Genomic DNA, 13,017 nt, shown 5'->3' with positions numbered 1-13,017 from the left:
GGATGAAGCACCGTTAGGAGGCCAGGATCCGAGCGAACAGCGGATACCCGACCAAGATCAACATGACCACCAGCAGCAGTGCCGCCGGCGCGTCCAGTTGGCTGGTGGCGGACTTGGCCTTCTCGGCCTGCGCGTTCAGCAGTCGGGTGCGCACAGCCAATGCGCGGGCTCGCAAGGTCTCGTAGATCCGCGCGCCGTCCTCACCGGAGAGGCGGCCGATGTCGGCGATGCTTTCCGCATCCGGCAGGTCCAGTTCATCAGCGAGGCGGCGCAGCCCGTCCCAGGGTGGTTCGTGGTTCAGCCGCGCTTCCAGCAACGCGTCTTGAAGCAGGACGAACGCCCATCCGGAGCCCACGCGAGCTGCTTGTTCGAGCGACTCCGCGGTGCCGGAGTCACCGATCCGCTTGAGCGCCACCAGGTCCAGATAGGCCTCGGCGGCGTATGCGAACTCCAGCCGGGCCCGGGCTGCCTTGCTCTTCACGTCGAAGTCCGGCAGGAACCACATGACGACCGCGATCGCGATGCCGGCGACGGCGGGGATGACGACGGGCAGGCTGGAGCCCAGGACCGTCGCGACGAGCGCCAGGTAGGGCGGCACGGCCAGACCAAGCAAGACCAGGCCGACCTTGGTGACCAGGAAACGCTCGACGCTCTCGCCGATCAGTTTCAGGTCTTTGCGCGGGATACCGACCCCGGGGATTGTCGCGACGTGCCGGACCAGCCAGGATCCCAGCGACTCCTCCAGGACGTGACGGTTCGTCCAGGCACGCCCGCGGATCTCGGCAGCCGGCTGTTCCGTCGTACGCAGCCGCTCCAGAGCGGCGCCAAGCTGAGGCGGAGCGGGCAGCAGCTCGCGCACCAGCAGCGCGATACCGCCGCCGATCGCTGCACCGGCTACGAGCCAGGAAACCGGGGGCATCACGAGGCTCACTTCGGGCCCTCCTTCGGCCGCGCGGGCTTCACAGGGCTGCGCGAGTCGATGACAAGAAACCGAGGTGTGGGCTTGTCAGAGACCAGAGTCCGCAGCCAGACGAAGATGCCGATGAGCATCGCCAACAGCCCCAGCAGCACCAACTGCCCGGTAAGCGTGGTGTACGGCTTCATGTACGAGTGGTCGAGAAGGCCCACCACCCCCGCCGCGACGATGAAGTACAACATCCACTTCACTGTGGTGCGTGCCTTGGCACGCTCGGCCTCGATCTCCCGCCGCATGCTCACGTTCTGCAGCAGAGAGTCGGCGAGGTCGGACAGGTCCCGAGACAACCCGCGCCCTCGGTCACGCAGTGACAGGAGCAATGCCGCGGCGACCGTGTCGCCGGTGGCGTCACCGATGTCACCAGCGAAGGCCCGGACAGCATCGTCTGACTCCCAGCCGGCGTTCAGCCGGGCTACCAGCGTCCCGACCTCTCGCTGCAGTGCCACCGGGCAGGTCCGGACGCTGGCCTTGATGGCCTGCTCGATGCCCACGTTCTGCAGTTGCGTGGACAGGTGCCTGGTCCATTCGGCCAGCGCCTCAAGCCGGTCGATCCCGGCCTTGTGGCTACGGGTAGGGGCCAGCAGCCACGGCACACCGAACACGGCGGCGACGAGCAATACCGCTGACGCGAACCAGCCTGTGACCAGCCAGAGGACCGGCACCCCCACAGCGCAGGCGAGGAGTTGTATTTGGCGGCGGCGTGCGGTCTGCTCGGCCGACTCGCCCAGGCGCGGCCAGCGCGCGACGATGTCGGCGATCACGTTGGTGTCGGCCTTCGGCGCGTCGGTGCCGTAGATTCCCGCGACGAGCAGCACGATGCCAGCCGTCAGCGCGCCGCCGATCAGCAGCGCCAGCAGTTCTCCGGCCGTCATCGCTGCGGCCCCACTACCAGCTTCAGCGGCTGCGTCCACGCGCCGTGGCCGCCGTCCAGGTGACTCAGGTTGAAGTTCACGCGCCTCAGGTCGTCCGCGCACGCCGGCCGCATGAGCGGAACACCACGAGGGTCGCCGCTGCGCGGGCCGAAGATGGTGTTGGTCGCGGGCGATGAACCCTCGCCACGACCGGCGACCTCTATAACGTGCGAGACGAACCGGTGCCGGCGGCCACCGATCAGAGTCTCGTCCACCAGCGTCACGAAGACGACGAAGTCGATGGCGTTGGTGGCCAGCCGATATGCCAACTCGGACGGGACGCCGGACTCAGCACACAGCTCGGCGATACGGTCCCAGATCATTTCTGGTCTGCGCACGTGCATAGTGCTCATCGAGCCGCCGGACCCTGAGGTCATGACGCGCAGCATGTAGACGATCTCGTCGCTGCGGACCTCACCGACGATCATCCGTGACAGCGTCATTCGAAGCGCTGCCGGAATCAGGTCTCCAACGGATATGGACCCGTCAGACTTCTCTCCGACCCGCTCCGCGTTCGCCTGCCGCGTCTCCATCGGCACTACCTGGGGAAGGAACTCGTGCAGGTAGAGCTCGTACTCAGTCTCGATCGTGGCGACCCGTTCACCGTCGTTGATCTCCCGCGCCATCGCACGGAGCAGCGACGTCTTGCCGGCACCCTGGTCACCACAGATCAGGATGTTCTTGCGGGCCTTCACCAGCGAACCCAAGAACGCCGCAAGGATCGGGTCGAGCGTGCCGAGCCTGATCAGGTCGTTCAGCCCGAGGTCCTTGACCAGGTGGCGGCGGATCGTGGCGTACGGCGCGGGGGTGATCGGCGGCACCACTGCCTGCATACGGGAGCCATCACCCAGACGCAGCGCCAGCATCGGGTGGGCGTTGGACAGCTCGCGCTCGGCGTTGTTCCCGCCGTACCGCTGACCGAGGTTCTGGAAGAACCTCATGAGTTCCTCGTCACTGTCAGCGATCGGAGGGACCTGCTGGCGCGGGCGGTCGGCGTAGTCCACCCAGACATCTCTGTGCCCGTTGATCAGGATGTTCTCGACGTTCGGGTCGTTCAAGTACGGCTGGAGACGGCCGTGGCGGAACTGCGCGTCGTACAGGGCCTCGACGTAAGCCGAGTAGACGGCTTCGTTCTGCGCTACCCCACGGGCCGCGCCCTCGGTCGACCACCGCCCGACCGCATCGTTGATCAACTTTCGGCCGTACTGCCTCTGATCAGCCTCGCTGATCCTCGGGTTGGCCTTGATGATCTCCTGCAGTTGCGCAGCGATCTGTGCCTTCAGCTTCGCGACGACCGCGTGGTCGACGGGCGGCCGTGGCGGCGGCGATGGCACCGGCGGAGGGGGTTCAGGGACAGCGACCGGCTGCGACATTGTTGGTGGCCAGACCGGCTGAGGTGCGCTCGGCCCTGAGAACCGGATCACGTTGTTCGAGCTCAACGGTAACCCCCGGAACCTGTGCTCGGGCCCGGGTACAGGAGCCGGGCCCGGCGTTCAGCGATGACCTCTACGGCACGATGAGCAGCCGAGCGATAGGAGCGCATCAGAGGGCTGTTCAGCTCCATGCTTTTTGCGGGGCCATCCGAGAGCGGTATTGCGTGCTTTGGCGAATACGGCAACTCATCGGCCAGAAGCGGCACGCCCATCTGCCGTGCGATGTCGTTCTTGTCATAGGGGCCGTCGCCGACGACAAGCAGGCGCAGGGCGTCGGCGTTGCCCGCCTCGACCAGCATCGGCCGCAGTACCTCGATGCGGGCGGCCGCGTCGTCCAGTGACGCAAGCCGTCGCCGCACCACGAACGCCACGACATCGGCGCTGAGCGCCAGCGCGGCCGATGTGCCGAACGCGCCTCGGCGTCCCAGGTCGATAATCACGTCGGTACCGGATATGTCCAGCGAACTGCACAAGGTCGCCAGCGGATCCCACACCGGCTCCATGGCCAGGGCCTGCGCCGGACCGCGCAGACCGGGCAGCACGAGGCGTTGCCCTCGCTCCTTCTGGCCGATATCGATCAGCTGCTGGGCGAAGGTCTCCCTGATGGTGTCCTGCCAGATCGAGGCCGCCAGGTTGTGCAGGGACCAGCGCCCGCCAAGCTGGCCTTCCAGGAAGCCGGCAGCGACCCGACCGCCGTCGGGGCTGGCTTCCAAAAGGATGACCCTGCGGTCGACCGACGCCAGCGGCCAGGTCAACAGCAGCCCGAGCGCAGTGGTCGTCACCCCCGGCGCGCCGGTGGAGCCGGCCAAAGCTATGACAGCCACTAGCTGCCCGCCCCGTCCAGCACGATACCCACCTTGCCCTGGCCGGCGACCGGCTCGACCTGCGAAGCGAGATTCGCCGGAATCGCGACGTCGACCACCACGGTCTGCTGAGAGTCGGCCGGACCGACCAGCACCACGGTGCCCGAAACCGGCGACGCAAGAGTCGGGCCTCCGCCTGAGGAATCCGGGATGCCGATCAGCGTCACTTTCTGCCCCGGGTTCAACGGTGTGGCAGGGCGCTGGTTGACGGTGGTCGCGATCCCGACCTGGACCTGGTCGGCACCGATCAGCTGGGCATCGGTGACCTCGGCCCGGGTGATCAACGTGCCCGGCTTCAGCCCGACCGCGGCCCGCTTCCCGACAACCAGGCTCGGATCCGAAACCGGCTTGATCCCAGGGTCCAACGAGATCCGCACAGTGGTCAGATCGCCGGCGGAGATCGTCCCGCCGACGGGCACCTCCTTGGCCACGGCGAGCACCTCGTAGGTGTGCCCGACGCTGTTGTAGAGCTGCACCCCACCCAGCGCGCCGGCCAAGATCAGAGCCACCGACAGCGCGATGACCCCCGGGCGTCGACGCCGCGGCGGCACCGCCCGCGGCGCCGCACCCGGGATGACGGGCCCGGCGGCAGGATTCGAATAGAACGTGGTGTCGGCCACGGCGGCTGCACCCTTTCCTTGGTGGTTCGTGGCGGCTAGTGGTTGACGACCTGCAACTCGCCGATTTTCACGGTGGTGGTCGACGGCGGCGTGGTCACTGGCGGCAGCGTGCCGGTCTGACCTGTCGAGGCCACCCACGACACCTGCCAGGTCGTCGTCGCGGTGATCTTGTATTCGCCGTTGGGATTGCCACCGGATGGCTGGTTGTAGGTGTAGCCACAGTTCGGCGAAGCGGCCCCGCCGTAGGACGGCGCGTATGGCGTGCCGGGGTTCGGGCAGGAGAACTGATGTCCGTCACCCATGTCCCAGGCGATCGACTTCGCAGTGGCGGTCGCAGTCACACTCAGCCCCGGGACAGCCACGGTCTTGGACTGCGGCCCCCACGTCAGCGGCGTCTGCTCCGTCCAAAGCCACACAGGCATTCCGACCAGCCCGGATGCACCTGTCATCGGGGCAGTGCCGATCGTCGGCGCGTTGAGCGTCAACTCGGCCTCGGCTTTCTTAGCCAGATCGAGGGGTGTCGGCCCTGGGCCGTTTGGCGGCGGCGTGGCCAACCACTGCGGCCCCAATGGCAAGGCGACAGGCATCGGCGAGGTCTTCGTGTACGTATAACACTTCGAGTCGTACACAGCGCCGCCTGGCGGATGCCCCGTCCAGATTGGGTCGCTCGGCGGCGGTTGAGGATTCATGAGCTTGAAATAGCAGCCGGCCGTGCTGTCGTACCATCCGCCGAACCCCTTGTCATAGCACGGCACCTCGACAGACCCGTTGATCGAAGAGTTGTAGTAACACTTCGGCGTGCCACCGCCGCCCTGGCCACCCGTGGGAGCCGAAGATGGGGCGGATGATGGAGAGCCTGGTCCCGTGATCGAGATGATGCATGTAGCTGTGCCGGGATCCCAGATATTCGGCGGATTGCATTCACCACTCACGCTTGGAGGCGGCGACGGGGTCGGCGCCGCAGCAGCCGTATGGGGTAGGTACAGGGAGGCGGCCAAGACCAGTCCTGCAGTCACAGCGACTGCCATGACGGCAGAAGCTGCCGCTCGTGATCGCTGACCTAGCATGTCTGGCCCGGAGCGCTCTGGGTGTAGTTGATGACCAGCCAGTGGCCATCCTTCTCTTCCAGAACAGCCGTGACTGGATGCGCGGCAATAGCAGTACCAGGCGCAAGTGCTGAGTCACCCTTCTTGTGACCGGCCTTGTCGCTGGCGAACACTGGCTTGTAGTTCGGACCGCCGTAACAATCAGTGATCGTTGCCGTCGGCGGTGTCGCGTCCGGCTTGACATCGGTGACCACCGGGTTTGACTGCGGTGTTCCCTGATAAACGATGTTGTTGGTGATCCGGAACTGGAGCAGCGTATTGAAGAACCCGAACGCCGTGCCATACACGTAAGTCGTCAAGTCAGGATCTGCCGAGTCAACGGCAAACTCTCGGGTGGTCGCCGCGACCATGCCCTTGTACGCATTCAACGCGTCAGCCTTCGCCTGCCCTGCCACGTCAGCCGTCACCGTCGGCGAGGATCCGGTCGTCGCCCCCGTCGTCGCCGGCAGGGTCTGATTCAGGCCCGGGTTCGACTTCGAGCTCGAGCCACCGCATCCGGCCACGACTGCGCAGCTCAAGACAACACCAAGGACCGCGATGGCATGACGGTGGTTTGTCACGTTCTTCCCCCAAATCGAACGAACTCAAGCCAACTCAGTAACCTGACGTGCGCGAACACCCTACCCGACAGTAATCGATCGGCACCTCTACGCGCCTAAGCATTTCAGACCGCACCCATGCGAAACCGACGGCCGTAGCCGGGCTCATCCCAGACCTCACCAGCTCTTGCCCGTAATCAGAAGGTAGAGGTAGGCACCCACGATCAATGGTGGCCCAAAGGCGATCTGGTCACCGCGCTTGGCTCGGCCAGTCACCAGCAACGCCGCGGACTCCGCAGCTACAGGCACGAAGAACACCAGCAGCGCCGGCGGCACGATCGACCATCCGAACCAAGCGGGCATCATGATCAGGAGGCCGAGCAGCTTGGCGTCGCCGTGGCCGATGACACGGTCCGGGACCAGGTGCATGACCACACCGACGGCGACTGCAGCCGCCACGGCCCGACCCCACGCCGAAACCTCGTGGTGCGCCAGCGCAGCGATCAGCAGCAGTCCGGCCAATATCGGATAGGACCATAAGACGACACCGGCGGGCAGGCGCCGGTATCGCAGGTCCACTGCAGCCAGCAGCACGCACACGGCTGTGAGGAAGACCAGTGCCGGCCATGCCACAAGCTGACGATGCCGCAGCAGTAGCGGAATCGGGAGCACGGCAGCGAGAGGGATCAGGATCGTCCAGCGCCGCGCAAGGACGCCCTTAACCAACTCTTGCCACGGCACCGTCGACGTTTCGGACGGGTCGGCGGCACCGGGAGGACTCGCAAATATCGAAGTCGGCGTGCCCGCAGGATCAGCAGAGTTCTGCGAACGAGACGTAGCCACCTGAATCCCCCGGTATCAGAACGTCTGTCTTGCTGCGCCTCATAGCGCGCTATCGGCGAGTTCAAGGTACCCGGCGGCCGCCTCGTCGGGTTGTTGGCGCGCGACAACTTCGGACGCGTTTGAAGAGTCAAGGTGCTTGACGAACTTCGGGCCTAGCGGAAGGCGGTGCTCAGCAGTTTGAGTACCGTCTGTCGGCTGCGAAGGGCCGCAAGCGAAGCTTGGACATCACCAGAGCTCGTAGCTGTCCACCAGGAACCACGAACGTCTATCAGGGTGACCTCCGCTTGAAACGAATTCTTCGAGCGCCCGGTGCGCCTGCTCAATCCGTCGAGGACCTCATCAATATCCTGATGAACAAAGTGCGCGTGCGGGCCGCTCTCGATGAGGCGGCGGCGTGTCCTCCGCACGAAGTCCTGGGCATCGTCCTGGCATTCGGCAATCGCTTGCTGGAGCACCGAGTTAACATCCGTTGGCTCTGGCTTGGGCGGGTCGGCTACAGGAGTACCGCTGGAGATCTTGTTGATGAGCCGCCGCGATTCCAGGTTGCCACCCTCTAGTCCCGCTACCGTCAACCACCACCGCGCCCACTCGGTGGAGGCTGCCGCGCGATCCGAAGTGTTCATCCTGCCGCTCAAATCAGGCACAACTTCGTTGAGCTCAGGGGGAATCGTGGGATCCGGCTCGACGGCCAGTCGATACGAATCACGAATAGACAGTGCAAAAAGGTGTGGCCTGCCTATTTCCAGGGTTAACTGCCAGCTGGCCGGAGCTGTTGGGGTGCCTGCGTGGTCGACTTCGCTACCGACTGTCGAGTCGGTAGGGTCCGCCAATCGGATGGCCCCTAGGCGGACAGGTACCTCCCTGTCGTGCCCGAAGACGTTCACCTTGATCATGGCAAGCTCGGACGTGGGCTCGAGGGCCGCGACGACGCCATCGCGGCCCTCGAATGGGCCGGTCATGAAAATGACACGGTCGCCAAGACCTGGTGATCTCACGGTTTCAAGTTTCGCGGTGCTCTGATTCATGGTCAACATCAAATGATTCGCTCTGGTCGGGGCCGGCAAGCAGGGTGAGAGAACCGACATCCCACCTTACGAACCGAGCGGGCCAGAGCAACAACGGCTTGCGATGATGCCGAGTAGGACTCCAGCGAATCGAAGAGGTCTCGTCGTCAGGGCGTGGGAACCTGAACCGTAGACAAAGCCCCGTCGCCCAGGTGCAACAGTGCCCGGCCAGGCTGAACCTGTCCGCCGACGGCACCTCGTGGCACTCGGATTCCGATCAGGTTTCCGTCGGTGGTCCCTTGCGGCGATAGCAGTAAGCCACGCCGAGCCTTGCGCAGTTCGGTGTGCCAACCGCTGAATCCGACACCAAGTTCCTCGGCCTCCCCGGCGACCACCAACGCGCGAGTGACATCCGCGACGTTGGCGATGATGTCGCTGAACACACGTCCAGCGGGGGCGTCTTTCAGCACATCACCGTCGTCGACGAGCACTACGAGGGGGCCAGGCGCCGCTGCCACCACCTTTTCCAGTTCCTCGACGCCCAGATCCGGTTCCTCGAGCACCGCCAGGACCCCTGGCTGACCACGCATATCCCGCAGTGGCGACTTCCGGGGCGCGACGAGCACCGCTGACGCACGTTGGGTGATGAGAGAACGCGTCATAGAGACCAATGCGGTGCTGCGGCCGGACTTGGGCGGGCCGGCGATGGTGAAGGCCGGGACGCCGTCGAACAGGTCGGGGCCCACGCCCACCAGTTCGTCACCGCCGACGCCGACTAGAGCAAAGCCCGGGCGCGTCGCCATGCGCTCATTCCGCAGCGCCCAGGCCTCCGCCAGGCTGATGCGTGCTGGCAGCACGTCCACCCGGAACGGGCGGCGCGAGTGCGGGATCGCCGCGTCGCGGGTGTTGGCTTGCTCGGCGATCGTGGCCAGCTCAGCGGCCTGCGCCTGGCCTGACGGATCCTGTGCGAGCAAGGCGACCTGCGTCTCAAGGCCGGACTCCGCCCGGAACGCGCGACCGGACACTACCTCATCGGGGACGTTGCGTGAGCGTAGGCCGATGAGTCCGAAGTCAGACTTGTCCGGGAGCCGGAACGACATCTTGTCCTCTGTGAGGGAGGAGATGCGGCCGGACAGGACCAGACGATCGCCGGTCATGATGAGGTGCACGCCGGCGCCCTGGCCCTCGCGCATGATCTTCATGATCTGGTCGGTCAGCACGCCGCCGTCGAGCTCGCCGAGCGAGCCCAGGAAGCCGTCCCAGCGGTCCAGGAACACGATGATGTGCGGCAGCCTCTGGTCCGCCGGCACCGACATGCGCTGCTCGACGATGCCCGCGTAGCCCTGCGAGGCCAGCTCCTCCTGGCGGTCGGTGATCTCCTGCATCAGCCGGTTGATCAGCCGGGTGGCCCGCTCGGCCTGCTGCCGCTGCACCACCGCGCCGCAGTGCGGCAGCGCGGTCAGCGGGAGCAGGGCGCCGGAGCCGCAGTCGATGCCGTAGATGTGGACGTCGGCCGTGGACTGGGTGAGCGCGATCGCGCCGGCCATCGTGCGCAGCAGCTGCGAGCGGCCCGAGCGGGGCGCGCCGGCGATGAGCATGTGACCCAGGGAGGCGAAGTCCAGCACCGCCGCGCGCCGCGCCTGCAAAGCGGGCAGGTCGTCGATGCCCCACGGCACCGGCGCCAGGTCGTGGCCGCCATGCCGGCGCACCGGGGGCACGTCGGAGAGCAGCACCGTGTCCTGCAGCGCCGGCAGCCACGGCGAGTGCTGCGGCGAGATCTGCATCGCGGCGTTGGCCTCGCGGATCGCGTCGACCAGGACCTTCAGGTCGGTGATCTCCGCGTCGTCCTCGGCCTTGGGCGGGTCCGGCTCGCGCGGAGGCTGGATGGCGAGTTCGGGCCACGACAGATGGGTTCCCCACGGAGCGGACACCTTGGTGACGGTCGCCCCGGGGCGGCGGCCGCCGACGCGGCCGGCCTGGAACGGCACCAGCGAGTTGGCGCCGAGCCGCACGTAGGCGCGGCCGGGCGTCGACTTGGAGATGAAACCGGCCGACGGGTCATCGATGACGTCCGTCGACTCGTTCCCGTCGGTGACGCGCAGCGCGATCCGCAGGTTGGTGTTGGCCCGGATCTCCGGCGAGACCACACCGGAGGGACGCTGCGTGGCCAGCAGCAGGTGGATACCGAGCGAACGGCCACGCTGGGCGATGTTCACCAGACCGGTGACGAAGTCCGGCAGCTCCCGCACCATCGAGGCGAACTCGTCGATCACGATCAGCAGCCGCGGCATCGGCGACAGGTGCGTGTTCTTCTTCCGGATATCGCCGTAGTCCTCGATGTCCTTGGCACCGGCCTCGGCCAGGATGTGCTCCCGGCGCTTCAGCTCCGCGCCCAGCGACTCCAGGGCCCGCTCCACCAGGTGGTTGTCCAGGTCGGTGACCATACCCACGGTGTGCGGCAGCTGGACACAGTCCTTGAACGCCGAACCGCCCTTGTAGTCCACCAGCACGAACGTCATCGCGGTCGGCTTGTTCGCCACCGCCAACGACGCCACGATCGTCTGCAGCAGCTCGGACTTACCGGCACCGGTCGTACCGGCGATCAGGCCGTGCGGACCGTCCCGGCGGATGTCGATCCCGAACGGGCCGTCGAAGGACTCACCCAGCATCACCATCGTGGTCTCGCCGCCCATGGTCCAGCGCGCAGCAATAGCCTGGCTGGTCGGCGGCTCCAGACCCAGCACGTCCAGCAGGCGGCTCGATGTCGGAATCCCGGTCTCGTCCGTGAATTCGGCGACTATGCGAAGGGCGGACAAACCGCGCGCCAGACTGTGGCACCACACCGGCGATACCGCGTCCGGCCGGACGCCCCGTAGAACTTCCTGCCCGACCTGCTGGATCCGCAGACCGTTCGAGTCTACGACGGCAACTGCTTGGCACTCACCGGGCAAGAACCGCTGCTCAGCATCAAGACAGATGGCATAGACACCGACTGTGGGCCCTTGCGAGAGGATCTGAATCATTCCGGGCAGGGCGCGCAACCGCCGAGAGCCGTCAAGGACGACGACGATGTCCGGTTCCTCGAACCGGACATGCCTACCTTGATCGGCAGCCGCAGCCTTCGACCTGGAGGCAACAATGAGATTCAGCTCCGCGATGCGCTGCGCGACGGTCGTCGCATCCACTCCTATCAGAGCGCTTGCTTGGGCGTCGGCTCCTGCTCGTACGTGCGGCAGCCACCGCAGCCAGTCCCAGGCCGGCTGCGAATCACGATCGGTCAGCAGATAGAACTGGACGTCCGTGGGGCCGGTCAAGGTCGCGGTCTGGGCAAGCAGCCATCGGGCGATTGCCCGGGGGGTATCCGCAGCCCCCGCGATACCGATCACGCCCCGCTCGCGCAGCGGGATCGTCACGGGCGCGTCAGGCACTGTCCAAGCCACCTGGCGCCGGTGTTCGTCCTGCTCGGGGTCGTCGAGGACGACCTCGCTGGGCTGATCCAGCGTGCCGACTCGCAGCAGTAGATGGTCGTCGTTCTCACGGCGTCGCTCCCACAGGCGCATCCGCGGACCGGTGGCGATATCCAGAATCATCGCCGGGTCTGGGCAAGCACGGCGCCGGGCCCGTCGCTCGGCGGCCAAGGCATCGCGAGCGTCCTGCTCGATGCGCGCCTTCTTCGCCTCGTAGTCGGCGACCTGCTGCGTGAAGGTCTTCTTACCGGTCTTCTTCTCCTGCCAGAAGTTGCCCAGCATCATCAGCGGCGACATCGCCGCCATCATCAGATACTGCGGCCGCTTCATCATCACGGCCATCAGGACCGCCCCCATGATCGGCAGGAAGAGCATCACGATCGGGAACGGCCGCTTGTGGTCGTCCCTAACCGGAGCTGGCAGCTTGAAGCGTGTTTGCCGTGCGGGAGGCAGCAACCGCGGCGGCCGGTTGAACTCGAACGTGCTGCCGTCCTCGGCTAAGGTCAACGCCGCATCCGGCCGCATGTAAACGGCCAGTTCCATCAGCGTCGACCCGACAGCTACCTGCGACTCCACAGGCCATTCAACCTGTGTCTCCAACGGCACCTGGTCCAAGGTGGCGACGGCCCCCTCGAACGGAGCGATCCGCACCACACCGTTCATGTCGAGGCTGATTCGAAGCGCGCAGTCCGGGACCGCCGGGTCGCGCAGGCGAATCTGCATGCCTGACGCCCGCCCCGCGTCGACGCTGCCTGGAACCAAGCGGTGAACCGGACCGGCAGCCGGCCCGCCCACTATGCGCACCTCGAAAACCCCGCTCGGCTCGGAGGGCAAGCAGCCGGACGGATCGCGTAGCGAAACCACCGCCCCTTCCACCAGAGACGAAGAAGCAAGCGTATGGTGCAGGCCGACCGGTTCCCCGTCGACGAAAAGGGACGGCGCTGTCGGCTCGGAATTGCCGACCAGCCTTCCCAGGAGCTCAGCGATCTGCGCCACTGGAGTCTGTCCGTCGGCAGACAGCACGATGTCTGCCTTCGCCGCCTGGAGTGGGTCGACGACCGTCAAGGTCATGCGCATACGACGTCTCCAAGCCGGTCGCTCGCTACATCGTGGCCCAATAGGTGTAGGCCGCATTGGATGAGCGCCTCATGGAACCCTGGCGCCGCGCCGTCGCACGATTGAACGTGGCTCACCGACTCTGCCCCCTCGTCGGATACGGCGAGCTCAGGCCGTAGATCACGGCCCATCGCGTGTC

At 66.1% G+C, this 13,017-nt stretch carries 10 protein-coding genes; all 10 read right to left on the bottom strand.

Translation table 11 applies throughout. From position 1 onward, the window contains the following. Positions 1-13: 13 nt before the first annotated feature. Complete coding sequence (locus ABH926_RS49650; protein ID WP_370374406.1) at positions 14-931, bottom strand: hypothetical protein; 918 nt, start codon at positions 929-931, stop codon at positions 14-16. Beyond that, the gene (locus ABH926_RS49645) at positions 928-1,848 is read right to left on the bottom strand and encodes a type II secretion system F family protein (protein ID WP_370374405.1); all 921 of its coding nucleotides are present in this window, start codon (positions 1,846-1,848) and stop codon (positions 928-930) included. Before ABH926_RS49645 ends, ABH926_RS49650 begins: the two co-directional genes overlap by 4 nt. Continuing rightward, positions 1,845-3,221, bottom strand: a complete 1,377-nt coding sequence (locus tag ABH926_RS49640; protein WP_370374404.1) for a CpaF family protein — start codon at positions 3,219-3,221, stop codon at positions 1,845-1,847. The genes ABH926_RS49645 and ABH926_RS49640 overlap by 4 nt, the downstream gene beginning before the upstream one ends. Positions 3,222-3,322: 101 nt before the next feature. Next, positions 3,323-4,102, bottom strand: a complete 780-nt coding sequence (locus ABH926_RS49635) for a MinD/ParA family protein (protein ID WP_370374403.1) — start codon at positions 4,100-4,102, stop codon at positions 3,323-3,325. 41 nt (positions 4,103-4,143) lie between these two features. Next, positions 4,144-4,803: an SAF domain-containing protein gene (locus ABH926_RS49630; RefSeq protein ID WP_370374402.1), complete on the bottom strand. Its 660-nt coding sequence runs from the start codon at positions 4,801-4,803 to the stop codon at positions 4,144-4,146. 35 nt (positions 4,804-4,838) lie between these two features. Further along, positions 4,839-5,432, bottom strand: coding sequence for an ATP/GTP-binding protein (locus ABH926_RS49625; RefSeq protein WP_370374401.1), 594 nt, complete (start codon positions 5,430-5,432; stop codon positions 4,839-4,841). Positions 5,433-5,863: 431 nt separating this feature from the next. Continuing rightward, positions 5,864-6,316, bottom strand: coding sequence for a hypothetical protein (locus ABH926_RS49620; protein ID WP_370374400.1), 453 nt, complete (start codon positions 6,314-6,316; stop codon positions 5,864-5,866). 309 nt (positions 6,317-6,625) lie between these two features. After that, positions 6,626-7,189, bottom strand: coding sequence for a prepilin peptidase (locus tag ABH926_RS49615; RefSeq protein ID WP_370374399.1), 564 nt, complete (start codon positions 7,187-7,189; stop codon positions 6,626-6,628). Between the two features lie 254 nt (positions 7,190-7,443). Next, the gene (locus ABH926_RS49610) at positions 7,444-8,316 is read right to left on the bottom strand and encodes a hypothetical protein (RefSeq protein WP_370374398.1); all 873 of its coding nucleotides are present in this window, start codon (positions 8,314-8,316) and stop codon (positions 7,444-7,446) included. Between the two features lie 146 nt (positions 8,317-8,462). Continuing rightward, positions 8,463-12,839: an FtsK/SpoIIIE domain-containing protein gene (locus ABH926_RS49605; RefSeq protein WP_370374397.1), complete on the bottom strand. Its 4,377-nt coding sequence runs from the start codon at positions 12,837-12,839 to the stop codon at positions 8,463-8,465. Positions 12,840-13,017: the final 178 nt, after the last annotated feature.

Source organism: Catenulispora sp. GP43, from assembly GCF_041260665.1.
In the GTDB taxonomy this organism is placed as follows: Bacteria; Actinomycetota; Actinomycetes; order Streptomycetales; family Catenulisporaceae; genus Catenulispora.
Note: the sequence above shows the minus strand (reverse complement) of the source record. Positions and strands in the feature narration are given on the sequence as shown.

Coding starts and splice junctions, on each gene's coding strand:
- ABH926_RS49605 (WP_370374397.1), bottom strand. CDS start 12,839: ATGCGCATGACCTTGACGGTCGTCGACCCACTCCAGGCGGCGAAGGCA.
- ABH926_RS49645 (WP_370374405.1), bottom strand. CDS start 1,848: ATGACGGCCGGAGAACTGCTGGCGCTGCTGATCGGCGGCGCGCTGACG.
- ABH926_RS49610 (WP_370374398.1), bottom strand. CDS start 8,316: ATGAATCAGAGCACCGCGAAACTTGAAACCGTGAGATCACCAGGTCTT.